Source organism: Photobacterium sp. ABD4_091 (genome assembly GCF_056160145.1).
In genome coordinates this window covers 3,030,816-3,055,501 of sequence record NZ_JBSWWQ010000001.1, presented here as the reverse complement: position 1 = coordinate 3,055,501, position 24,686 = coordinate 3,030,816, and the positions used below count along the sequence as shown (strand labels likewise).

Sequence of the window (24,686 nt, the reverse complement as noted above, 5' to 3'; positions counted from 1 at the left end):
CATATTAAATAAAATTATGCATTAATGACCAAGATCAATTTATTGCATATACATTGGTCGTATGTTGTAAACATGTTAAACCAAAAAGGACGTGTATATATGGACCTAATACAAGATCCAAGATGTTATACCGACATCTGCATTGATGGAAAATGGTTCCACCATGACCATTGTACCGATACCGCTTATATGCTTTGGGGCGGAACATCTCCTCATATCCAATTAGACAAAACCCCAAAAACTGAAAGCGAACTCATAGACCTTCTCACCCACGCCAATCGTCGCTAAGGCCAATCCAAGCTGATGACTGAACTTTCCGATAGCTGGTACCCATACTAAGAAGTAAAAGTACCAGCTAGCATACAGTGTTCAGTTTACTGTTTGGTGATGAATCGCTTACCGATGCGAGTAAACGCAAAATAAATTGGTACGTAGATCACAAGCAAAATCAGCGTGTCTACCACAAAATTTAACTCACCTGCTGATAAGAATGCCCCTACCAAAATGTTCTTGAGTGTTATCGCAATGAACACCGACACAAACGTGACGATGAATGTCATGGTGTTTTTCTTCATCTTCAACCAAATACAATTTCGTAAATAATATTCGGGCGATTATACCGTTTGATCAGGATAATCGCATAAAGATAACTTGTAAGCCTCTCTTGCAGGCTGACTACGATAGCTATCCATTCGCTGAAACAACTCCCGCTGGAAAAACGCCTTAATCAATAACCATAAGTAAGTGAAAATAGAAAAAGTGACATCAAGTAAACTCTTCACGACTTGATATCACCTTTAATAATCCGCTGTATTGTGAAATCACACTGAGTTACAAGTACCTTGAACTGCCATTGAAGTTTCAGCTATAGCTTTCTTTCCTGCAACTTCATCGACAACCCTTACGTCAGCACCACCCACAAAAAGCCCCATTTTGATATACTGCTCAATGAAATATAGCTGCCCAGATTCTGCCAATATTTTCAGCTCATTCGGTGAAAACTCAGATTCAGTACTAACAGTATGCTCCTTACCGCCTTCGATTTCTTGGTAAAAGAAAACACCAGGTGCAGTTTCACCAACACATTGGCCATTCACAAATACATCTTTCTTAAGTGCACCGCCAACGGGAGAATTAGCACGGTAAACATAGAGCCCAGCTTTGCCATCAGTAGGCAGCTCAAATTTCTTGGCTTCATTTGACTGCTCGACGTTTGCCGTGGGTACAGATGCACAACCAGATAGAACCGATAAAACAAGCGCACTGAATAATATTTTATTTTTCATTGCTTTCCCTAGCTATTGAATAAAATATAAACTTTACGTTTTCGTACTACTTCAGCAACAACAATATGTCATATTGCGGCCCATTTAACACAAAAAAGCCCGCTCATTTGAGCGGGCAAACCCCAATTTCAACAAATAATATACCCAAGCTACTTCAAGATGCAGGTTCAGCGAGAATTTATAAGCTTATAGACAAGGCATTGTTTTTGAAGATCTAGTGGCTCTAAATCAAGAAACAATAACGCAGCATAGAAGCTTAGAAAACTCGCCCTTCGGGAGGGTGTCAGCACATCCACTCCTTCGTTGAAGCTTTTTAGAAGGGAATGCCTTTCCTGCAAATCTTCGCCTTGCATTGAATACGCTGACAACCCTCTGAATCCTGCACCTTGAGGTAACTTGGGTATAAAACACTAAAACTTAAACCGGTAACCCGTGTAATGGGCATAGACTTTACCGGGACGCAAAATACTGTCTCCAGGCCACTCCGGGTGGTTAGGTGCATCCGGCAGATATTCTGTTTCTAGGCAGAAACCTTGATGAATACCATATTCGCCGGAAACGCCTTTTGTACCCGACAAGAAATTACCGGTATAGAGTTGAACAGCCGGCTTAGTAGTCTGTACCGTCATAGACACTTTCTGATCGGGTGAGACAGCTTTAGCAAAGTCTGCAATACCATCAGTGACGTCCGGTACCATAATGAAAGCATGATCGTAGCCTTTCGCTAATACTTGCTCAGGATCTTTCAGTAAGTCCTGCGCTATCGTTTTCCCATCACGGAAATCAAACCCTGTCTGCTCGACTGATTTCAACTCGCCAGTAGGGATCCCGACATCAGACGTTGGTACAAAGCGATCCGCTTTGATCATCAGTTCATGCTGCAAACAATCTTCGCCTGAGCCTTCACCAGCCAAGTTAAAGTAGGCATGGTTGGTAAAGTTTACCGGGCAAGGCTTATCACAATCAGCCTGGTAGCTAATCGCAACCGTATTATCTGCTGTTAGTTCAAACGTGACTTTGGCTTGCAAAGTACCAGGAAAGCCTTGATCGCCATCTTCTGACAACAGGCTAAATACCAGCTTGGTATCACTCTGATGTTCCAGCGCCCAGCGACGTTTATCATAGCCATCAGGGCCACCGTGCAGGGTATTGCCCGCTTGGTTGGTCGCCACTTGAGTCTTTACATCATCAATCGTGAACTGGCCATTAGCAATACGGTTGGCATAGCGACCGACAGTCGCTCCCAAATAGGCACTTTGCTTTTGGTGATCAGCCATGGTTGAACAGCCAAGTAATACTTCCCTCGCCTCACCATCGACAGGCACGGTACAGCTTAGCCATGTCGCACCTATGTCCATGAAGGTCGCCGTCATGCCTGAATCATTAGTCAGGGTGAACAGGTTTGCAGGGCGGCCATCGCTGGCCGCCTCCATGGTCATGGTTTCGTGTAGCGATATCACCTTATGAGGTAGTGTCATTGTTCATCCTTATATGTGATTTTTCTTCACGGCTCAGGCAATCACGCCTGCACCTGCTTTGGCTTTACACACGTAGATAGTTTCTTTCAGGCCGGTTTCTGCTTCGTATTTTTCGGCAAGAACCGCTTTCACTTCCTCAACCAATGCCGGTGGCACAATCGATACCACACAACCACCGAAGCCACCGCCTGTCATGCGCACCCCACCTTGATCGCCAATCACGGCTTTCACGGTATCAACAATGTAATCAATCTCACGCACTGTGATTTCAAAATCATCACGCATAGAAGCATGAGATTCGGCCATCAACTCACCCATACGCTTGATATCCCCCTTGCTTAGGGCAATCGCAGCTTCTTCAGTACGGTCATTTTCAGTGATCACGTGGCGAGCACGCTTGGCAACCATCTCGTCAAGCTCATCAACGCGGGCGTTGAACTGCTCGATTGTGACATCACGCAGCGCTTTCACCCCAAAAATACGTGCAGCTTCTTCACACTGCTCACGGCGGGTGTTGTACTCGCTATCAACCAAACCACGCTTCTTGTTCGAGTTGATGATAACAACGGCCATATCTTCCGGCATCGATACGGCTTTGGTTTCCAGTGAACGGCAGTCAATCAGCAAGGCGTGGTTTTCTTCACCTTCAGCAGAAATAAGCTGATCCATAATGCCGCAGTTACAACCAACGAATTCGTTTTCTGCTTGCTGGCCGTTAAGCGCGATTTCCTGCTGGCTGATCTCTAGCGCATAAAGGGTTTTAAATGTCTGGCCAATTACCACTTCCAATGCCGCCGAAGAGCTCAAACCCGCGCCTTGAGGCACATTACCGCTAACAGCAATATCTGCACCGGCAAACTCGTAACCACGACCACGTAGGCACTTCACCACACCCTTGATGTAGTTGATCCACATACACTCTTGGTCAAAAGTGATTTCAGAGGCCAGGTCAAACTCTTTGGTTTGGTTGTCGTAGTCAACTGACACAACACGGACGATATTGTCGTCACGTCGTGCGGCCGCCACGACAGCTTGATAGTCAATGGCACATGGCAGTACGAAACCATCATTGTAATCAGTGTGCTCACCGATAAGGTTTACACGGCCCGGCGCTTGGATAAGATGCGTCGCTTCGTAACCCAGCACGGAAGAAAATGAAGTATTAACAGCGTCAATCAGCAGTTGTGTTTTAGACATAATCGGTTCCTATCTTTCTGTATGGGTACGTTGTTATTGTTGGTTTTCACGGTAGTGAACATCGCTTAGGGCACGAAGCCTATCTGCTGCCTGCTCTGCGGTAAGGTCACGCTGGCTTTCTGCTAGCATTTCGTAGCCCACCATGAACTTACGGACGGTGGCTGAGCGCAGTAGCGGCGGATAGAAAATCGCATGAAGCTGCCAATGTTCTGTAGAGGTATCGCCCTCTTTGAAAAATGGTGCGTAATGCCAGCCCATTGAATAAGGGAACGAGCACTTGAACAGATTGTCATAACGGCTAGTCAATTTTTTGATAGCCACGGCCAAATCATCACGCTGTTCGTCGGTCAATTCGCTCATACGACGAATATGGGTTTTCGGCATCAGCATGGTTTCAAATGGCCAGGCAGCCCAGTAAGGAACGACGGCAATCCAATGCTCCGTTTCAACAACGGTACGTGAACCGTCAGCCATTTCGGCTTTGGCGTAATCCACCAGCAAGTTTGTGCCTTGCTCTTGGTAGTAGGCACGTAGGTTTTCATCTTTACTGGCGATCTCGTTTGGCAAAAAGCTATTTGCCCAGATCTGGCCATGTGGGTGAGGCTGAGAGCAGCCCATGGCTGATCCTTTGTTTTCAAAAGCCTGTACCCAAACATACTCTTGACCTAGTTCTTCTATTTGCTCATTCCAGGTATCAATTACCTTGCGAATGGTACCGACTGGTAGCTCAGGCAAGGTTTTACTGTGATCAGGTGAGAAACAAATCACTCGGCTCAAACCGCGGGCACTTTCGCAGCGGAAAAGTGGGTTGTCAGATTCCGGAGCATCCGGTGTATCTGGCGTTAAAGCCGCATGGTCATTGTTAAAGACATAGGTATCGGCGTAGTCAGGGTTTTCGTCGCCTGATACACGGGTATTGGTTGGGCATAAGAAGCACTCACTATCATATGCTTTATCTTCTGCTTCTTCCGGTGTTTCATCTGCCCCCTGCCAAGGACGCTTCGCACGATGAGGTGAAACTAAAATATATTGCCCCGTCAGCGGATTGTAGCGACGGTGTGGGTGATCAACTGGATTAAATTTTTGCTCAGACATTTTCAAAACTCGCCATTACAGTGATACTGCAAACTAAATAAAGGTAGGAGCAGGCAAACTTAGGGGTGAGACGCTACCTACTCCCGAATTCATATCAATGACAACTAGTAGCCATTCGGGTTTTCTGACTGCCAGCGCCATGTATCGGCAGCCATCGCAGTGACATCGAACTTGGCTTCCCAACCCAGCTCTTCACGCGCTTTAGCCGGATCAGCCCAGCACTCGGCAATATCTCCAGGGCGACGCGGGCAAATTTTGTAAGCAACATCGTGGCCACAGGCTTTGCTGAAGGCACCGACCATCTCAAGTACGCTGCTGCCTTTGCCAGTACCCAGGTTGAAGACATGCAAGCCCGCTTTTTCTCCTACCGCTCGCAATGCTGCAATATGGCCATCGGCCAAGTCCATCACGTGAATGTAATCGCGAATACCCGTGCCATCTGGCGTTGGGTAGTCATTACCAAAGACAGATAGGTACTCTCGGCGACCGACAGCTACCTGGGCAATAAACGGCATAAGGTTATTCGGAATACCCTGCGGGTCTTCACCCATAATGCCTGAAGGGTGAGCCCCTACTGGGTTGAAGTAACGCAGTAGCGTGATACTCATTGCCGGCGCGGCAACCTGGATATCGCGCAGGCACTCTTCCACCATGTACTTACTGCGACCATATGGATTGGTCACTTGGCCGGTCGGTGTGGTTTCTTTGATTGGAATTTCTTCCGGATCGCCATAAACCGTTGCCGATGAGCTAAACACCAAACTGTTGACGCCCGCATGCTTCATCGCATCCACCAGCATCAAGGTGCCGTGTACGTTGTTGTCGTAATACTCAAGTGGTTTTTCGACCGACTCCCCGACAGCCTTCAGGCCGGCGAAATGAATTACAGAGCTGATTTCGTGCTCAGAGAAGACTTGATCGAGGATTTCGCGGTCGCGGATATCGCCTTGATAGAAAGTCGGTTTTACACCTGCCAGCGTTTCAACGCGCTCAAGCACGGCTTCTTTACTGTTGCAAAGGTTATCCAAAATGATCGGCTCAAGGCCTGCTTCAATCATTTGTACACAGGTATGGCTTCCGATATAGCCCATACCACCTGTTACTAATACCTTCATCACTCTCTCCCAAATCATTGCCAGTGGCCTTGCTCAACCACCCAAGAAACAGCATCTTGTTCTTAACTGCATGCAAGTTTATCAATAAGCCCAAAACGAATACTGTGATCACTCCCACAGAGTGTAAACGTTTCCACAAATTTCACATTTTAATGGGAATATGACGGCTAAACCAATGCTGTGTTAGGAATAACCACAAGTGGATTGGTGTAAACGATTTACCTTTAGGTGGAGCCAAATAAGCATCAGCGAGCATAATGGTGAGCGGAATCATGCTTTCCAACATAGACACTGTGACGTGTCATACTAATTTGGCTTTTTTGTATGCTGTAGTGGGCATTCAACGACTATACTAACTTAGTTGATGTGCACCCTGGTGAATTATGAAAACGACGATTTTTCGGTTTCTGTTTTTTTTCATTCCTCTCCTGACTATTACGTCGGTTTCGATTTACTACATCTACAGCGAAGACATCAGCCAGCTGAATCATCGTATCCAAGACCGTGAAAACAGCCGCCACCAATCTTCATTGCATATCACGCGTTTGCACTTTGCCCCTATCATCGAAGATCTTCGCTATTTGAGTGAAAAAGCCAAAGAGTTATCGCTAACTCACCATACTATTGAAAGACAACATGAAATTCTTACCTCGACATTTGAACGCTTGTCCTCAACACGCTCCTATTATGATCAAGTGCGCTTAATTAATGATGCTGGGCAAGAGGTTATACGTGTCAACAAAGTAGGCGATGAAACGGTCGCGGTTGCAAAAGCAGATTTGCAAAATAAAAGCCATCGAGGTTACGTCAAAAAAGCGTTAGCCATCCCACCTGGTAGCTTTCATACATCCCAATTCGACCTGAACCAGGAAAATGGCCAAATTGAGCGGCCATACAAACCTATGCTGCGTTTTGTTAGCCACTTCAAAATTAACGGTAAAAGCTGGTTGATCACCCTTAATTATCTCGGGATGGATTACCTCGCAGAGTTGAAAGGGCAATATGGCTGGGATCAGGTTCAAAATTGGCTGGTAAATAGTGATGGCCAATGGCTACTTGGCCCTACAGAGGACAGTGCTTGGCAATTCATGCCTTCTGTCTTCGACCCTGACCAACAGGATTTTAACCACATCTACCCTGGCCTTTGGCAAGACATTCAGGCTAAAGATCATGGTCAGATTCAGATTGATGACTACCTCTATACCTATACCCGATTCTTCTCGGGCACCTCGTTTGATGGTGAAGATATCTTTACCCTGCCTTTCCAGGGTACCGACCTCCCCTGGACCATTATCTCCAAGGTCAATATGAAGGAGGCGGTCACCGAGCTGGCCTTTACCCAACAGCGAATTATTAAGCTCATTATTTTCAGTGGCCTGATCGTCAGCCTCGCTTCCGGCTGTTTAGTGCTCGCTTGGCATTTATCACAACTGCTCCGTGCCCAGCGCAAAATGACGGTCAAGATTGAAGACACCGCTTTGCAGTATGCTACGGTACTTCGCAATGCACCTGATGGGCTCATGACACTCGATCACAATTTGAAGATCATGACTGCCAACAATGCAGCGAAGCAAATCCTCTCCCTGTCCAACAAAGATATAATAGGCAGCAACCTAGCGAGGCTACTGCCCGGAACAGAATCGCGGCGGCAAGTGGAAGCTATTATTGAACAATTGCAGCAACTGCGTGAAAAGACACAGCCCACCATTAAAATTCGTTTGATATTTAACAACCTCAAGACAAAGCATATTGAGATAATCGCTACCGAAACGGTCTATAGTGCAAGCCGTGAAATACTGCTGAATTTAAGAGATGTCACCTACTGGATCGAGCGCGAAGAAAAACTCAAAAGCCTTTCCAGAGCATTAGAGCAGAGCAATGACTCTGTCATCATCACCGACAAAAGAGGTGTGGTCGAGTACGTAAACCGCTCATTTGAAAAGCACAACGGCATCAAGGCGAAAGATATTGTTGGCAAGCAATCACTTGAGTTGCTTAAGAATACACTCAACAACATCAATGATGTAAAGCATGTCCAGAAGCAATTAAAAGAGGGGCATGTTATTGAGAGGGTTATTGCCCATAAGCAAAATGACGAAGAGATCCTTTATGAAGAAAAAACCATCGCCCCGATACGCAATAGCCGCGGGAAGATAAGCCACTATATCTCTACCGGCAAGGACATTACCGAGAGAGTCTTGTTTGAAAACCGGCTCCACCGCCTTGTTCACTACGATTTATTAACTGAATTACCCAATCGTACGTTACTGCAGCAGCAAATCAGTGCCGCGGTGAAATGTAACATGAGTACTGGAGAGAATATCGCGCTGCTATCACTTGATTTGGATTACTTTAAACAGATCAATGACTCCTTGGGACATGCTGTTGGAGACAAAGTAATCCAAACAACAGCCAAGCGTATTCACAGCCTGTTGCGTGAGACTGACTTCCTGGCACGTCTGGGCGGCGATGAGTTCGCTATTTTATTGGTACAGAACGCCAACTTGCAAAATGTCACCAATATCGCAACTCGCATCCTCAAGCGCATTTCACAACCTATGGTCGTGGAAGGCAAAGAGCTATTTTTGACCGTTAGTATCGGTATCAGTTTCTTTCCTGATGACTCTAATGTTGCTGAAAATCTCAGTAAATATGCTGATATCGCCCTTTACCGAGCCAAGGAACAAGGTCGCAATCAGTTTTGCTTCTATACCACCGAAATGGGCGTGGATAGTATTCAGCAAATTCAATTGGAGTCAGAACTAAGGCGGACGATAGGAACAGATCGCTACGAGTTCTTCTACCAACCCAAAGTACATGCCATCAACCATGAGATTTGCGGTGTCGAAGCCTTATTAAGATGGCGAAATGAATATGGTGAACATGAGTCACCTATCAACATTATCCCTATCCTTGAACGTTCAAGCGTAATCATCGAGGCTGGCGAATACCTGATCCAAAAGGCATGCCTCCAGTTGACCGAATGGCAATCTAACGGCATCTACCTCAATTTCGCCATCAACATTTCTGCACAACAATTATTGGGTTCCGACATTGTAGAGACAATCGATAAAGCCATAATCCTCAGCGGGTGCGATCCTTCATACTTAGAAATCGAAATTACCGAGTCGGTGATTATGTCTGATGTCAATACTGCCCTGGACAAGCTGATTAAACTTGAAGCTCTCGGTGTGAGAATAGCTATAGACGACTTTGGCACAGGCTACTCTTCCCTAGCCTACCTAAGTCGCTTCCCTATACATATATTGAAGATCGATCGGGAGTTCATCAAAGATCTCCCTTGGAATAAAGACAATATCGCCATTACCCGCTCAATAGTAGAGCTCGCTCATAACCTAAATATGCAAGTTGTCGCTGAAGGCGTTGAAACGGAATCGCAACGCGACTTTTTAACCAGTATCGGCGTCGAAGAATTTCAGGGCTATCTGTTTGGCCGTCCGCAGCCTGTAATAGAATTTGAAAAGCTGTATTTACAGAGAGGTAAAAGCCTTGTTTAGCTGCTAGCTTTGAGAGAAATCAGCGAAAAAGTTGATCTAACCTGTATTATATACGCTGTTTTATTAGTCACCACATCCAAATACATCAGCCGATAAGGGGAAACGTAGTTGTTGTTATAAAAAAATCAAAAAAAAATCGATAAAAATCGCCTCGATACAAGGATATTTACTGCTAAAGCTATTCATTGATTACGAAACAATCGACAATTTTAGTAGCGTAACAACTTAATCACATAAATTAATGGTTTATATATACCGCTTTTTTCGTATGGATATTCACCTGTTCAACAATAGCCTGCTGATTTTAAAGCATACACGTATATCGGATGAAGCATTTCTTATATATAAAGACTTTTATCAGAAAGCTTACCCCGCCCCAATACTGAGAACATAAAAATAACAAAGCAATCTACTGCATTGTTATTTTGTAAACATGAGCAGCACAATCAAAACATTTACAACCAAAGAACAACCACGGGTCTACACTATTGTAGTTAAAATGGCAATATAGGCAGTGGCCATTTTAGGGGGTAAAATTGACGCCTAAGAAACAACGATAAGACATAATCATGAATTCAGTTATACAAGTAAGCGAACTTGAGTCGTTTCTCACTGCGATTATTGTGCTTTTTCTTGGCTATTTCATTAATAGCAAAGTAAAGGTATTCCGGAAGTACAATATTCCAGAGCCTATTGTTGGCGGATTGATTGTTGCCGTGCTTATTGCAATTTTACATACTCAAGGTGTCGATATTACCTTCCAGCTAAGCCTTAAAGACACACTGATGCAAATGTTCTTTGCGACAGTCGGTTTAGCCGCAAGCTTTAAACTATTGGCTAAAGGTGGCTCAAGAGTTTTCTTATTTCTTGGTATCGCTACACTCTACATCATTATCCAAAACGCTGTAGGTGTTAGCCTAAGTACCATGTTGGGCTTGGATCCTTTACTGGGTTTGATGGTGGGTTCGATTACCCTCTCAGGTGGCCACGGTACCGGCGCGGCATGGTCACAGACATTTGCTGATATGTATGGCTTGCAAACTCTTGAACTGTCCATGGCAGCAGCCACCTTCGGCCTTGTTATGGGTGGTATCATTGGTGGCCCTGTTGCCCAGCGCTTGATCAATAAGTTTTCGCTCAAGTCTGAGTTTGGGGCAGGAGAGAAGCACCATATCGAACACCCTGATCTGGTTACCTACAGCGATAACGAAGAAGACCGTATTACCGCAAAGAACACCATTGAAGTGTTGTTCATCCTGTTGATCTGTGTTGCCGGCGCTGCCCATGTAAAAGAGCTCGTCGATAGCTTTGGCATCAATTGGCTCCGTATACCTGATTTTGTCTATTCACTGTTTATTGGTGTGTTCATCACCAATATCTGTGAAACGACCAAGGTATACAAAATCAACAATGAAACGGTCGATGCATTGGGTACAATTTCATTGTCGCTGTTCTTGGCTATGGCACTAATGAGCCTCCAGTTGTGGGAATTGCTTGGCCTAGCCCTGCCAATGATTGTGATCCTGTCAGTGCAAACTGTCACACTGGCGGCATTTGCCTACTTTGTTACCTTTAGGCTGATGGGAAAAACCTACGACGCTGCCGTTATTGCTGGTGGTCACTGTGGGTTTGGTATGGGAGCAACGCCAACGGCAGTGATGAACATGGGAGCCCTGGTTTCGCGCAATGGCCCATCACCGCAAGCATTCATGGTTGTTCCTATTGTCGGGGCATTCTTTATCGACATTGCTAACCTGATCGTGCTGCAAACCTATATCAGCTTTATCCAATAATCCCCCTTCCAAGCCGGGCCTAAGAGGGTCCGGCTTTGCCGTTCGGCATCTCCCAGCTATTATTAATTTATCGACCTCAATTTTACTAAGAACAACTGTCTTCTCTCGTTTTGGGGTGCGCTTCGTCGGTGGCCACAAGCCTCTGTGGCTTACATTTGAATCTGTGCCTATCGTCCGTATCGGTAGGATTATGAAGAGCGTGGGAGTATCAATATGTTAGGTGAAAATCATGCACTGTTTATCGAGTACCCTGAGCATCAAGATAGAATCAAGGAGCTAAAACAATCCGACCAAGACTTCAAGCAAATGGCTGACCGTTACCACCAGCTAGATCACAAGATTAGAGGCTTAGAAGGTAACAACGTTCCCACAGATGACCACCACTTCACCCAGCTCAAATTAGAACGCGTCCAACTGAAAGACAAAATCTACAGTATCCTTTCACACTGATCCTACCCTATACAATGATGTCGAATATGTTCACTTCACAGCTTTACGCACTGTGGGGTGGACATAAATTCATACTTTCTACATACCATGTCATCCCTACAATAACCCAACATAAGTCATTGAATGTAAAGAAACAACCATGTTAACAGGATATGAATAGCCCAAACAAACCCGGAAATAATTGTAACTGGATATTTCTAGCGGTTTCCAATTCAAAAAATATTGATAGAATCCGCGCAACTTTAATAACAATCAACTTTTGTTAATAAAGACCAATTTTTTTTGAGCACAGTATGAAAGCCATACTGTTTCCCTTGTAGTGACAGAGAAAACAATGACTAAATTCGATAAAGCAAAGCAGATCCTGCTGGCAGGTTTCTGTATCAACCTATGTATGGGCATCCTGTATGCTTGGAGTGTATTCAAGCAAGCACTCGTTCTAGATATGGGCTGGTCTGATGCAGATGCTTCTATGCCATACTCAGTTGCTGTAATCACTTTTGCTCTATCACTATTGGTAGCTGGTGTACTTCAAGACAAAATGGGCCCGCGTAAGATCCTTATCTTGGGTACAGTGCTTGTCGGTTCGGGCATGATCATTTCAAGCTTTGCTACTAGCCCTCTGCTACTGCTTGTCACATTTGGTCTAATGACAGGTGCAGGTATCGGCTTCGGCTACGCATGCCTTGCCCCTTCGGCAATGAAGTGGTTCCACCCTTCTAAGAAAGGCTTGGTAAACGGCCTGATCGCTGCTGGCTTCGGCTTGGCTGCAGTATACCTAGCGCCACTAACATCTCTGCTTATTGATTCATTTGGTATCAGCACTAGCTTCCTGATCCTGGGCGTAGCAATCCTGCTTATCACTGTTCCATTAGCTAGCACTATCACTAACCCACCAGAAGGTTACAAGCCACAGGTTCCTGCTAACTACAAGGCTAAAGCATCTAAGCCAGTAGATATCCAATGGCGTGCAATGCTGAAAACACCTCAGTTCTACTCACTGTGGATCATGTTTGCTCTTGCATCTTCTGCAGGTCTAATGGTGATTGGTAACATCACTCTGATTGCCTCTCAGCAAGCAAACATCACTGAAGCTGCATTCCTAGTTGTTGTTCTATCTATCTTCAACTCAGGCGGCCGTGTGGCTGCAGGTATGCTAGCTGATAAAATTGGTGGCCTACGTACCCTGACAATTGCTTTCATCATGCAGGGTATCAATATGGCACTATTCGCAAGCTTTGACTCAAGCTTCACACTAATGATTGGTGCAGCACTAGCAGGTGTTGGCTACGGTACACTGCTGGCTGTATTCCCTACCCTAACCGCTGAGTTCTACGGCCTGAAAAACTACGGCGCGAACTTCGGTGTGCTATACACTGCATGGGGTGTAAGTGGTTTCATCGGTTCTGCTATCACTGCGATTGCGATGAGTGTTTCAGGTAACTACACCCTTGCATACACCATCTGTGCCGTGATGCTGGGCGTTAACGTTCTGCTATCTGTTATCACTAAGCCTGTTGATGCAGAAGCACTAGAGAAGAAATTGGCTAACGCTTAATCTCCTCTGAGGCTTAGATAAACCTTAGATATAAAAAGCACAGCCTGGCTGTGCTTTTTTTGTTTCCAGCTTCCTCGACCTTGCCACGACTCCAACCGATAACTTTTCTCAAACGTTCACTTCCTCTTGCCGCCAAATGTTAACAACTTATTAACTAGAACTATTTCAAAGTGTTTCTATACTAAATAGTGACACAAAAACAGACAGTTATTTTTTATGGCTAAAGCAAGCGCTTATTAGATAGATAAAACACGGCGTACCCTTTTGGAGATAACTGCTAATAATGACGACAAGAAACGTCAATTTCTCTTAATAAGGAATAACAGGACGTAACTATGAAGCAAACCCTTACCTCTACCTTGGCAGTATCCACTTTTGCTCTCATTCTTGCTGGCTGTGATAGTGGTGGTAGCAGCCAAGACAAAGAGATAATCCAATCGCTACAGAATAAAGTTGAGACCCTGGAGCAGCAGCTTGCCCAAGCTTCGGGAGGAGCAGTTGACGTTGACGGCGGCAGCGACCAACCTGCATCAGCCCCAGGCTCAGATACCCTTGCTCAAATACAGAAACAAGGCTATCTCCAATGCGGTGTGACTACTGGCTTGCCCGGTTTTTCAAACCCTAACGAGAAAGGGGAATGGGAAGGGATTGATGTTGAATTTTGCCAGGCTGTCGCCGCAGCGACGCTCGGTGACAAAACCAAGGTGAAATACATCCCGCTGACCGCCAAAGAACGCTTCACTGCCCTTCAGTCGGGAGAAATCGATCTGTTATCCCGCAATACCACTTGGACGTTACACCGTGATACAGCACTGGGGATCAACTTTGCCGGGGTAAACTACTATGACGGCCAGGGGTTGATGATCAAAAAAGACCTTAAAGTCGAAAGTGCGGGAGAGCTAGATGGGGCAGCAGTCTGTGTTCAGTCCGGTACCACAACCGAGCTTAATCTCGCTGATTTTTTCCGCCACCGCGAAATGCAGTATACCCCAGTTGTCTTCGATACCGCCGCACAAACAGTGAAAGGCTTTGAGGCGGGCCGCTGTGACGTACTGACCACTGACCAATCAGGCTTGTATGCGCTGCGCCTAAACCTACAAGACCCGTCTTCAGCCGTCGTATTACCCGATATCATCTCTAAAGAGCCGCTTGGCCCGGCAGTCCGCCAAGGGGATGACCAATGGTTCAATATCGTGAAATGGACCCTTAATGCGATGATCAATGCCGAAGAGTTGGGCGTGTCTTCCCACAATGTTGATGACATGAAGAATTCTAACGATCCTAATATCCGCCGCTTGATTGGCGCTGATGGACCGAAAGGGAAAGGGCTCGGCCTCAACGACGATTGGTCTTATCAAGTTATCAAGCAAGTAGGTAACTATGGGGAAAGCTTCGAGCGTACCGTAGGTATGAGCTCGCCGCTTGAAATTAAACGGGGGGCAAACGCGCTTTGGAATGATGGTGGTTTCTTATACGCACCACCTATGCGCTAGTACCCATCGCAAATGTTAGCCCATTTGGAGGGGAGCCGTTGCCTCCCCTCCTGCCATGATAATCTTTTACATAGGATGTATTGTTTTGGCAGCGAAGAAAACAAGTCTGTTTTATAACCCTACTTTTCGTGCTCTGCTGTTCCAAGCACTTGCTGCAGCAGCGCTGGCTTATTTTATCTATTCGATAATCAATAATGCCCTGACCAATTTGGATCAGCGCGGTATTGCAACGGGGTTTGGCTTCCTCAGCCAGGAAGCTGGGTTTGGGATCGGGTTGAGCCTAATTGATTACGACGAAACCTACAGTTATGGTCGAACGTTTTTTGTCGGTTTGCTTAATACCGCCCTGGTTTCAGTTTTGGGGATTTTTCTAGCCACTGTATTGGGTTTTGTCATCGGCATTGCCCGGCTTTCATCAAACTGGCTGGTCAGCCGTTTTGCTGCAGTTTATATCGAGACTTTCCGTAACATCCCTTTGCTACTACAAATTTTCTTTTGGTATTTCGCCGTCCTGCAAGCCCTTCCCTCGCCCAGAAACAGCATAAGCCTTGGCGAAAGTGTCTACCTCAATGTCCGAGGACTTTATTTTTCCAAACCCGTTTTTGAACAAAACGCCTACTGGATTGGCATTGCATTGATTACCGCAGTCGTGCTGAGCATCATCTACACCATTCATGCCAAAAGAAAGCAAAAGGTATCTGGTAAGCAATCGCCTATTTTATGGGTCTCATTAAGCCTACTTATCGTGCTCCCCACCATCGCATATTTTGCCAGCGGACAACCTGTCCATATGGAAGCCCCTGTACTCAAAGGGTTCAACTTCAGAGGCGGCATCGGGATCATTCCCGAGCTGGCAGCATTGCTGCTGGCATTGAGTATCTATACCGCTTCATTCATTGCGGAGATTGTCCGAGCCGGGATCAATGCGGTCAGCCACGGTCAAACTGAGGCCGCTTTGTCACTCGGGCTCCCCCAAGGCAAAACCTTACGCTTGGTCGTGATCCCTCAAGCACTGCGGATCATCATCCCTCCCTTGACAAGCCAGTACCTTAACCTGACCAAGAACTCCTCATTGGCAATGGCAATCGGCTATCCCGATCTGGTCTCGGTATTTGCAGGGACAACACTTAACCAAACTGGCCAGGCTATCGAAATCATTGCCATGACCATGGCGGTTTATCTGACTCTAAGCTTACTCACATCATTACTGATGAACATTTATAACCGCAAAGTCGCGCTGGTTGAACGTTAGGAGGAATGGCAATGCATCAACATCAGTTTCGCCCAGACTTGCCTCCCCCTTCAAATACCGTCGGTATTATCGGCTGGTTGCGAAAACACCTGTTTTCAAATGTTATCAATACCTGCCTGACGCTCATTCTTGGCTACCTTGCCATCATGATAGTTTGGAATATTGTTGACTGGGCCTTCCTCAAAGCAGATTGGATTGGAACCACCCGCGATGACTGCCACCGGAATGGCGCTTGCTGGGTGTTTATCTCAGTGCGTTTCGAACAATTCATGTTTGGGTTTTACCCCCAAGAAGAGTTATGGCGCCCTCAATTGTTCTACATCACCCTTGCTATTTTTATTACGCTGCTCGCCTTCGAAAAAACACCCGGGCGAACTTGGATTTGGCTCTTCTTCGTCAACATCTACCCATTCATCATTGCAGGCTTGCTGTACGGTGGCATATTTGGCCTACCCGTCGTTGAAACCCACCTGTGGGGCGGCCTTCTGATCACCTTGATTATTGCGATTGTCGGTATCGTGGTCTCCCTCCCCATCGGTATTGCACTGGCTCTAGGTCGACGCTCGAACATGCCGGTGATCCGAAGCCTCTGTACCGTATACATAGAGATCTGGCGTGGAGTCCCGCTGATCACCGTGTTGTTCATGGCATCTGTCATGCTGCCACTTTTCCTCAATGCCGAAACCGAAACCAACAAACTCTTCAGGGCATTGATCGGTGTGGTGCTGTTCAGTGCGGCTTACATGGCAGAGGTTGTACGTGGCGGCCTGCAGGCCATCCCGTCTGGGCAATATGAAGCGGCTGACGCGCTCGGACTGAGTTATTGGAAGAAAATGTACCTCATCGTACTGCCGCAGGCGCTGAAAATCAGTATTCCAGCCATTGTTAACACCTTTATCGGGCTGTTCAAAGACACCAGCTTGGTGCTCATCATTGGTATGTTCGATGTGCTTGGGATCGGGCAAGCGGCCAACACCGATCCTAGATGGTTGGGCTTTGCCACAGAAAGCTATGTCTTTGTCGCGCTGGTGTTCTGGATATTCTGCTTTGGTATGTCGAGATACAGCATTTACCTTGAAAACAAGCTCCATACCGGCCATAAGCGCTAGGTCATTGAGAGGGATGATATGACAGAAAATACAACGGCCAAAAGAACACCTGAGACCAGTGAAAACGGCAGCTCAGCAAGCCACACCTTGCCAAACCACGCCTCGCCAAACCAGTCAGCCATGATCACCATGGCTGGGGTGAATAAGTGGTACGGCGAATTCCACGTACTGAAAGACATCAACCTTACGGTCAAAAAGGGCGAGAAAATCGTTATCTGCGGCCCTTCCGGCTCGGGGAAGTCAACGCTTATACGTTGTATCAACCGTTTGGAAGAACACCAGCAAGGCCAAATCATTGTGGCGGGCAACGAGTTGACCAACGATCTGAAAAACATCGAGCTGGTTCGGCGCGAGGTGGGCATGTGCTTCCAGCACTTCAATCTCTTTCCCCACCTCACCGTACTGGAAAACTGTACCTTGGCGCCAATCTGGGTCAAAAAAATGCCGCAGAAAGAGGCCGAAAAGATTGCTATGCAATACTTGGAGCGGGTGAAAATCCCTGAGCAAGCCAACAAATACCCCGGCCAACTTTCTGGTGGCCAGCAACAGCGTGTCGCCATCGCCCGCTCTCTGTGTATGACACCCCAGGTTATGCTGTTTGACGAACCCACTTCTGCTCTGGATCCCGAGATGGTCAGGGAGGTGCTTGAAGTCATGGTGGAGCTTGCCAATGAGGGGATGACTATGATCTGTGTAACCCATGAGATGGGCTTTGCCAGGCAGGTGGCCGATAGGGTGATCTTCATGGACATGGGGGAAATTATTGAAGAAAACACCCCGCAAGCGTTCTTCGATAACCCGCAATCAGACAGGACACAACTATTCTTGAACCAAATTCTGCATTAAGTCGTATATTAATCATGACGTTATTGAGACGCACCAACAACGTGCTGTAACATTCATTTACAACTTTGACCACAAAGATAAGGAATTGTTAAGTATCATTCAGGTCATATCGTTACACTGGGTTTATTGTTTGGGGACAGCCGCATTAATTTGACAAACGGCTTGCAATAACGATGAAATGCCCCAATATACATTTACATTAGCAATCACATATCTAACCCTGAGGGGACTATTTATGAACGATCGTATGGTCAATCGTAGCGCAGCTTACGAAAGCGTACTTTCTACGAACAAGGTTCTACGTAACACTTATTTTCTTCTGTCTCTAACGCTTGTATGGTCAGCTGTCGTTGCAGGCTTTGCAATGGCGATGAATATGCCTCACCCAGGTTTGATCATCACATTGGTTGGCTTCTACGGTCTGATGTTCCTGACAGAGAAAAACCGCAACAGCAGCTTAGGTATCGTATTTACCTTCGCACTAACAGGCTTTATGGGCTACACATTGGGGCCAATCCTCAATATGTACATCGGCGCTGGCATGGGCCATGCGATCGTCCCAGCCCTAGGCGGTACAGCACTGACCTTTATGGCGTGTTCAGCATACGCACTAACAACTAAGCGTGACCTGTCTTTCCTAGGCGGCATGCTACTGGCTGGTTTTGTTGCAATCCTAGTTATGGTTGTAGCAAACATCTTCCTACAGATGCCAATGCTATCACTGGCAATCAGCGGTATGTTTGTTCTGTTCTCGTCTGCAGCTATCCTGCTGACTACGCAAAACATTGTGCGCGGCGGTGAAACCAACTACATCTCTGCGACAGTGACGCTGTATGTGTCTATCTACAACCTATTCCTGAGCCTACTGCAAATCCTAGGCATCATGGGTAGCAACGACTAATCACTGTTAGCTGAACTGAGACAAAAAGCGCCGAAAGGCGCTTTTTTTATGGCCTTAACCTTGCAGCCACCCTCGAATATCACTATGCTTTGGCCGTTCTATATGTGAGGCAAACATGCTTGAATTTGAAGGTAAACAAATAGAAACCGATGCCCACGGTTATCTGAAAAACACCGGCGACTGGAGTGAAGCCCTGGTTCCGATGCTGGCTGAAGAAGAAGGTATCACCCTGACAGAAGCCCATTGGGAAGTTGTCCGCTTTGTTCGTGAGTTCTATCAGGAATTCAACACCTCACCAGCGATTAGAATGCTGGTGAAAGCAATGGCGAAAAAATACGGTGAAGAGAAAGGCAGTTCACGCTACCTCTACAAACTTTTCCCGAAAGGTCCTGCAAAGCAGGCAACTAAACTGGCTGGCCTACCAAAACCGGTGAAGTGCATCTAACTATTGCATCGAACCACAGCATCTAACATTGAGTGCGTAGATCGGCAAATCAGTAACGATAGCGCGGGTGGAAGCGACCACTCGCCTATCGCCGCCAGCTACATCCTATTTCTGCCCCAGTATCATAGCCCCAACTACATAATTTCAAAGCCGTCATAATGGCGCCAGTCAATCTGTTCCCATGCTACGCTATCGACGCATGAAGTCCTCGGGCCATTCTCCAACCAAGCAAGCAACTGCTGAACCTGATCTTCTTGCCCGCAAGCCATCACCTCGACACTGCCATCCGGCAAATTTTTGGCGTACCCCGTCAATCCACATTTCAATCCTTCATGCGCTGTATGAAACCTGAACCCAACCCCTTGAACCATACCGGTTATTAGTGCTTTTACGCATATTTGTGACATAGATCACCTCAAGCATCCTACTCTACACACGATAACAATATAATATTACTCGCATAAAAAACGTTCTAAGCTTTTGTTTTTAGAAATTAATATGAAAGAAGTTGCCTTTCGATGGATTGATCGTTACTTAATCCATATCACCCTTCAGGAAAAATTTTACTTATTGTTCCTGCTCCCCATCATCGCCCTTATCAGCGTCGCTACAATATTAGCCGATAGTGCTAGCCAGCAACGTATTGAAATCACGACACAGCAGTTACAAACTACCGCATCCCTTTTCTCTCAGCAGCAAATCAGCCAAGCTGAAGCCCGGAATATTCTTGCCAACACCAACCTGCATATTGGCCAAGGCGACATTACTGCTTATGTCAGCGGGATGAATTACAGCATTTCCTCAGCTCATGCTGAGGGCCTGTTTTCAAACGTCGCGACTAGCCAATGGGCTTTTATGCTGGCGATCCTACTCGTTACCCTCGCGGCGGTTTACTACATCATGACTTTCATTGGTGGTGCGATGTTTACCACCTACAAAGCCTTACAAAGCCTTGCTGACGGTGACTTAACCAACCGCCTCAACTTCTTCCAGGTCCGCGATGAATTCAGTACCATTGCCATCACCATTGATCGCGTCAGCGAGCGTGAGCATCAACTGGTTCAGGCTACTCAGCAAGCGATAGCCTTGATGCAGCAAATCAGCAGCAGCTTACGCCAGCGTAGCGCAGGGAGTGAGCAACTCTCGACATCGCAGCAGCAGCACCTTGATTCTTTGGCTAGTGCTACCGAGGAAATGGCAACGTCCATCCGCGAGGTAGCAACCCATGCACATCAAACCTCCGAGCAAACCCGTGAAGCCCAACAGGTATCAGAGCATGGCCGCGCTCAGGTCAACCAGACTCGCAATGCCATCAGCCACCTTAGTGAATCAACCAAGCAGCAAATGCTGTTGCCGAACTTGATACCAATGCCGCTAAAATCGATGACGTGGTAACCACCATCAACGGTATTTCAGAACAAACGAACCTGCTAGCCTTGAACGCAGCGATCGAGGCAGCCCGTGCAGGTGAGCAGGGCCGGGGTTTTGCGGTCGTAGCTGATGAAGTCCGTACCTTGGCGGGCCGGACGCAAAGCGCAACCGTTGAGATCCAGCAGATGATTGAAGCCTTGCAGCAAAACAGCCAGCAGTTGATGGCTGTAATGAAAAATACGGTTGAGAATGCGCATAACAGCGAAGCCTTGATGGATTCGGTAGACAATGAAATTTCCCAGATCACCGAACGCAACCAGCATATCTCAGACCGCAGTACTGAAATAGCCGCCGCGGCTGAGCAGCAAGGTGCCGTTGCCGATAACATTGCCAACAATGTTGAGCAGGTACGAAGCCAGTCCAATGATATCTGCAGCGCAATCACAGCCTCTGCCAACGAAATCGCTCAGCTCAACAAGCAGGCTGAAGTATTGGAATCCCTGATGCGGGGGCTCAAAGTCTAACCCCTCCCTTCCTGGCAGTGCCGAACCACCGGCACAGCCGCCTTCAATAAGCCATATAAATTTGATTTTATGTGCTTTCGACAACATAATACGCCCCCATTCCTTACTCCATACTGGGCAAGTCATGACAGCTTCAATTTATCTGGTTAAAGGCCGTGAAAAATCTCTTCGCCGCCGCCACCCTTGGGTCTTCTCTCGCGGTATCCAACGTGTTGAAGGTAAACCATCCCTTGGTGAAACCGTTGATATCTTCGACCACAAAGGCGAGTGGTTAGCACGCGGTGCTTTTTCTCCGCAATCTCAGATCCGTGTTCGAGTATGGACCTTTGACCGTAACGAACAAATCAATGTCGATTTCTTCGTCAACCGCTTGAAAGCAGCCCAAGGTCTACGTGATATTCTAGCAGCCCGCGATGGCCTAACCGGCTACCGCCTGATTGCTGCTGAGTCTGATGGCCTGCCTGGTATTACTATCGACCGCTACCAAGACTTCCTCGTGTGCCAGTTGCTAAGTGCAGGTGCCGAAGCGCAAAAAGACGCCTTGGTACAAGCGCTAAACATCTGTTACCCAGAGTGCAGCGTGTATGAGCGCTCTGACGTATCGGTACGTAAAAAAGAAGGGCTTAAACAGCGCACCGGCATTCTTTCAGGTGAAGAGCCTCCTAAGTTTGTTACCATCGAAGAGAACGGCGTGAAAATCAATGTCGATATTGTTGGCGGCCACAAAACCGGTTTCTACCTAGACCAACGCGACAGCCGTGAAGCGGCCGTTAAGTACGTTAACGGTAAACGTGTTTTGAACTGCTTCTGCTACACCGGTGGCTTTGGCCTGTACGCGTTGAAAGGCGGTGCGAGTGAAGTAGTGAATGTGGATGTTTCACAGCCAGCACTAGACACTGCACGCATGAATGCCGAAGCCAATGGCTATCCGCTGGAGAACGCAGAGTTCCTCAATGCCGACGTGTTCAAGCTGCTGCGTGAATACCGTGAACGTGGTGAGCTATTTGATGTAGTGATCATGGACCCGCCCAAGTTTGCTGAGTCTAAGTCCCAGCTAGTCGGTGCATGCCGTGGCTACAAAGACATCAACATGCTAGCTATGCAAATCCTTAAGCCAGGTGGCACATTGCTGACCTACTCTTGTTCAGGCCTGATGGACAACAACTTGTTCCAGAAGATCATTGCCGATGCCGCATTGGATGCCCACCGTGAAGTTCAGTTCATCGAGCGTTTCGGCCAGGCCGCTGACCACCCGCTAGACAGCGCCTATCCAGAAGGTTTCTACCTGAAAGGCTTTGCGTGCCACGTAAAATAATGCGCAGCAATTAACCTGCCTCAGGGTAAATAAAGTGAAAGCCAGCTATCAAGCTGGCTTTTTTCCATCCAGTTTGCCTGTGGCCATACAAGCTAGTCGCTAACCATTGCCGCAATAGAACCACACAACGTCATCAAGAAAAGGAACCACTTAAGTGTTTCAGGCCGTGCAGAGATCGCCATCTTAACCGCCAAATGCGAACCGACCATGGTTCCACCAGCCAGAATGAGCCCAGGCCCCCACAGCACCAAATCTTCGATGACAAACAGCACTAGCGCTACTAAGGTGAATGCCAGTGCACACAGCATTTTTAAGGCGTTCGCTTTAACCAAATCATATCGCAGCGTTCCGGCCAGCGCCGCAAGCAAAACAAAGCCGACGCCCGCCTGGACAAAGCCACCATAAAAGCCTGCCAGCCCTAGCCCCCACCACGAACTTGGGGTATTTCTCACTTTTCTTGGCTCAGTACCTGCCGGAGGAGCAACAATAGACGGGCGGAGTAAAATAACCAACGCCATGGTCAGCATGGTGCCAAGCAGTAATGGTTTTATCCAAGTAGATGGTGCATAGGCAGCGCCAAAAGCCCCCAACAGTCCGCCGATGACAGTGGGAAGCAATATAGGTCCGGTATCCGATGTTTCTAGCTTGCCATGCTTACGAAAGCCCACCAGCGCCGTTAGCCCCTGGACAGCGACACCAACCCGGTTAGTGGCATTCGCCACTTCTGCCGGCATTCCCATTACCATTAGCGCAGGAAGAGTCAAGTTTGAGCCCCCTCCTGCCAGCGTATTGATAATCCCGGCAAGAAAACCAGTGCCAATTAATAAACTGGCATGCAGTAATGACATATCCATTGCAATACTCTATCCATAGCGATTATGTTTTTTGTCTATACGCAATATACCCAATACATTAAACAAAGTGTTATATTTAGTGACGAGTTTATTAGGGCATAAAAACCAGCATTCAGCCCTTATTCAGCTACCTAGCGACAAACTGCTGGGATAATACCGATAACGACAACTTTATTCGGACATTGTTTTTCAAGGAACCGCTATGAAATTTCGTACCGCGCTACTGGCTCTTGCAGCATGCGGCATAAGCTTCTCCTCTCTTGCTGACGTTAAGCTTGATCTCCCTTACCAGGCAGACCTTATTCTGGTCAACGGCGTAGAGCATGACGGCAACGACACGCTAACGCTTCCAAATGGTGTCAACCAATTTGCCTTCACTTATGTTGATTCACTGCGTGAGAATGGCGACGACTACCTGTACAAATCAGACGTTATCATCGTCAAGTTTGACGCCAGCGATGAAGCACTAAAGTTGGAACTGCCTAAACTGCGTACCGCCCAAGACGCGCGTAAATTCAACAAATCGCCTCAGCTATCTTTGGTAGCAGCCAACGGTGATAAAATCGACGTAGAACAAGACAAGCTGATCAAATCTGGCCTTCAGCTAGGTCGCGACTTTGAAAAAGAAATCGCTATCTACAACCAGTCAGGTAAAGCGGCTGCTGTAGCGGCTACCACGACAACCGCAGCGGTTGCTGCAACGGCTGCAGTACCAACCACACTTCCAGCCGCAACACCGTCTGCTAGCTCGCCTAAGCCACCGGTTAGCCCAGAGCAGACACGCAATGTCGCTGAGAACATGCTCAACTACTGGTATGAGCAAGCTGATGAAGCGACTCGTGAACGTTTCAAAGCAAAGATTAACCAAGAGTAAGCGCATTGAAAATAGAAGAGCCTCCGGGCTCTTTTTTTTCAACCAGCTCTAGTCTGACGTTTTTTCATTCAGCCCATCAATCTCCCATCTCTCCCCACAATTATTCCGATTGCCATCGCCTCTTCTAGCCATTCCCCCTAGTTATTGAAGGGTAAATCTTGTAGCAAATTTTAGTTATCGGTGCAAAATAAGACTGTTTAAATTACATGAAC

Annotated in this window: 21 protein-coding genes and 1 pseudogene; 14 read left to right on the top strand and 8 right to left on the bottom strand. The window is 47.0% G+C overall.

The features are described from left to right. Positions 1-99 precede the first annotated feature (99 nt). Positions 100-288, top strand: a complete 189-nt coding sequence (locus ACXAGQ_RS14005) for a hypothetical protein (RefSeq protein WP_475254530.1) — start codon at positions 100-102, stop codon at positions 286-288. Between the two features lie 86 nt (positions 289-374). On the opposite strand, the gene ACXAGQ_RS14000 is transcribed toward ACXAGQ_RS14005, so the two are convergent. The 6 genes from ACXAGQ_RS14000 to galE form a co-directional block, all read right to left on the bottom strand. Continuing rightward, positions 375-560, bottom strand: a complete 186-nt coding sequence (locus ACXAGQ_RS14000; protein ID WP_475254529.1) for a hypothetical protein — start codon at positions 558-560, stop codon at positions 375-377. 261 nt (positions 561-821) lie between these two features. Continuing rightward, on the bottom strand, positions 822-1,286 hold the full coding sequence (locus ACXAGQ_RS13995; protein WP_475254528.1) for a DUF2846 domain-containing protein: 465 nt from the start codon (positions 1,284-1,286) through the stop codon (positions 822-824). Between the two features lie 410 nt (positions 1,287-1,696). Then, a complete protein-coding gene (gene galM / locus ACXAGQ_RS13990) occupies positions 1,697-2,764 on the bottom strand; it encodes a galactose-1-epimerase (protein ID WP_475254527.1) in 1,068 nt (355 codons plus the stop codon). 33 nt (positions 2,765-2,797) lie between these two features. After that, entirely contained in the window at positions 2,798-3,961 is a 1,164-nt protein-coding gene (gene galK / locus ACXAGQ_RS13985) for a galactokinase (protein WP_475254526.1), read from the bottom strand. Between the two features lie 33 nt (positions 3,962-3,994). Beyond that, positions 3,995-5,056: a UDP-glucose--hexose-1-phosphate uridylyltransferase gene (locus tag ACXAGQ_RS13980; RefSeq protein WP_475254525.1), complete on the bottom strand. Its 1,062-nt coding sequence runs from the start codon at positions 5,054-5,056 to the stop codon at positions 3,995-3,997. Positions 5,057-5,160: 104 nt separating this feature from the next. After that, entirely contained in the window at positions 5,161-6,171 is a 1,011-nt protein-coding gene (gene galE / locus ACXAGQ_RS13975) for a UDP-glucose 4-epimerase GalE (protein WP_475254524.1), read from the bottom strand. 383 nt (positions 6,172-6,554) lie between these two features. Here galE and ACXAGQ_RS13970 point away from each other — a divergent pair, with 383 nt between their 5' ends. The 10 genes from ACXAGQ_RS13970 to tusE all read left to right on the top strand — a co-directional run bounded on the left by ACXAGQ_RS13970 (position 6,555) and on the right by tusE (position 19,536). After that, complete coding sequence (locus tag ACXAGQ_RS13970; protein ID WP_475254523.1) at positions 6,555-9,689, top strand: sensor domain-containing protein; 3,135 nt, start codon at positions 6,555-6,557, stop codon at positions 9,687-9,689. Positions 9,690-10,258: 569 nt separating this feature from the next. Beyond that, a complete protein-coding gene (gene gltS, locus ACXAGQ_RS13965) occupies positions 10,259-11,482 on the top strand; it encodes a sodium/glutamate symporter (protein ID WP_475254522.1) in 1,224 nt (407 codons plus the stop codon). Between the two features lie 213 nt (positions 11,483-11,695). After that, the gene (locus ACXAGQ_RS13960; protein WP_475254521.1) at positions 11,696-11,932 is read left to right on the top strand and encodes an HP1242/YdcH family protein; all 237 of its coding nucleotides are present in this window, start codon (positions 11,696-11,698) and stop codon (positions 11,930-11,932) included. A 334-nt stretch (positions 11,933-12,266) separates the two neighbouring features. After that, on the top strand, positions 12,267-13,490 hold the full coding sequence (locus ACXAGQ_RS13955; RefSeq protein ID WP_475254519.1) for an L-lactate MFS transporter: 1,224 nt from the start codon (positions 12,267-12,269) through the stop codon (positions 13,488-13,490). 335 nt (positions 13,491-13,825) lie between these two features. Then, a complete protein-coding gene (locus tag ACXAGQ_RS13950; protein ID WP_475254518.1) occupies positions 13,826-14,983 on the top strand; it encodes an amino acid ABC transporter substrate-binding protein in 1,158 nt (385 codons plus the stop codon). Positions 14,984-15,068: 85 nt separating this feature from the next. Next, positions 15,069-16,235 carry an amino acid ABC transporter permease gene (locus tag ACXAGQ_RS13945; protein ID WP_475254516.1) on the top strand — a complete coding sequence of 389 codons (1,167 nt, stop codon included), beginning with the start codon at positions 15,069-15,071 and terminating at the stop codon, positions 16,233-16,235. 11 nt (positions 16,236-16,246) lie between these two features. Beyond that, positions 16,247-17,344 (top strand): amino acid ABC transporter permease, encoded by a 1,098-nt coding sequence (locus ACXAGQ_RS13940; RefSeq protein WP_475254515.1) that lies wholly within the window; start codon positions 16,247-16,249, stop codon positions 17,342-17,344. A 120-nt stretch (positions 17,345-17,464) separates the two neighbouring features. Then, a complete protein-coding gene (locus ACXAGQ_RS13935) occupies positions 17,465-18,190 on the top strand; it encodes an amino acid ABC transporter ATP-binding protein (protein ID WP_475254764.1) in 726 nt (241 codons plus the stop codon). A 235-nt stretch (positions 18,191-18,425) separates the two neighbouring features. After that, positions 18,426-19,091 carry a Bax inhibitor-1/YccA family protein gene (locus tag ACXAGQ_RS13930; RefSeq protein WP_475254513.1) on the top strand — a complete coding sequence of 222 codons (666 nt, stop codon included), beginning with the start codon at positions 18,426-18,428 and terminating at the stop codon, positions 19,089-19,091. Positions 19,092-19,206: 115 nt separating this feature from the next. Beyond that, positions 19,207-19,536, top strand: a complete 330-nt coding sequence (gene tusE / locus ACXAGQ_RS13925; RefSeq protein WP_475254511.1) for a sulfurtransferase TusE — start codon at positions 19,207-19,209, stop codon at positions 19,534-19,536. A 134-nt stretch (positions 19,537-19,670) separates the two neighbouring features. Here the strand turns inward: tusE and yccX are convergent, their stop codons facing one another. Continuing rightward, the gene (gene yccX, locus ACXAGQ_RS13920) at positions 19,671-19,943 is read right to left on the bottom strand and encodes an acylphosphatase (RefSeq protein WP_475254510.1); all 273 of its coding nucleotides are present in this window, start codon (positions 19,941-19,943) and stop codon (positions 19,671-19,673) included. A 91-nt stretch (positions 19,944-20,034) separates the two neighbouring features. On the opposite strand from yccX, the pseudogene ACXAGQ_RS13915 reads away from it, so the two are divergent. Together ACXAGQ_RS13915 and ACXAGQ_RS13910 are read left to right on the top strand one after the other, a co-directional pair. Further along, a pseudogene (locus ACXAGQ_RS13915) lies at positions 20,035-21,431 on the top strand (methyl-accepting chemotaxis protein). A gap of 124 nt (positions 21,432-21,555) precedes the next feature. After that, positions 21,556-22,746: a class I SAM-dependent methyltransferase gene (locus ACXAGQ_RS13910; protein WP_475254509.1), complete on the top strand. Its 1,191-nt coding sequence runs from the start codon at positions 21,556-21,558 to the stop codon at positions 22,744-22,746. Positions 22,747-22,838: 92 nt separating this feature from the next. On the opposite strand, the gene ACXAGQ_RS13905 is transcribed toward ACXAGQ_RS13910, so the two are convergent. Then, complete coding sequence (locus ACXAGQ_RS13905) at positions 22,839-23,600, bottom strand: sulfite exporter TauE/SafE family protein (protein ID WP_475254507.1); 762 nt, start codon at positions 23,598-23,600, stop codon at positions 22,839-22,841. 202 nt (positions 23,601-23,802) lie between these two features. Here ACXAGQ_RS13905 and ACXAGQ_RS13900 point away from each other — a divergent pair, with 202 nt between their 5' ends. Next, positions 23,803-24,474: a YccT family protein gene (locus ACXAGQ_RS13900; RefSeq protein ID WP_475254506.1), complete on the top strand. Its 672-nt coding sequence runs from the start codon at positions 23,803-23,805 to the stop codon at positions 24,472-24,474. The last annotated feature ends 212 nt before the right edge of the window (positions 24,475-24,686 follow it).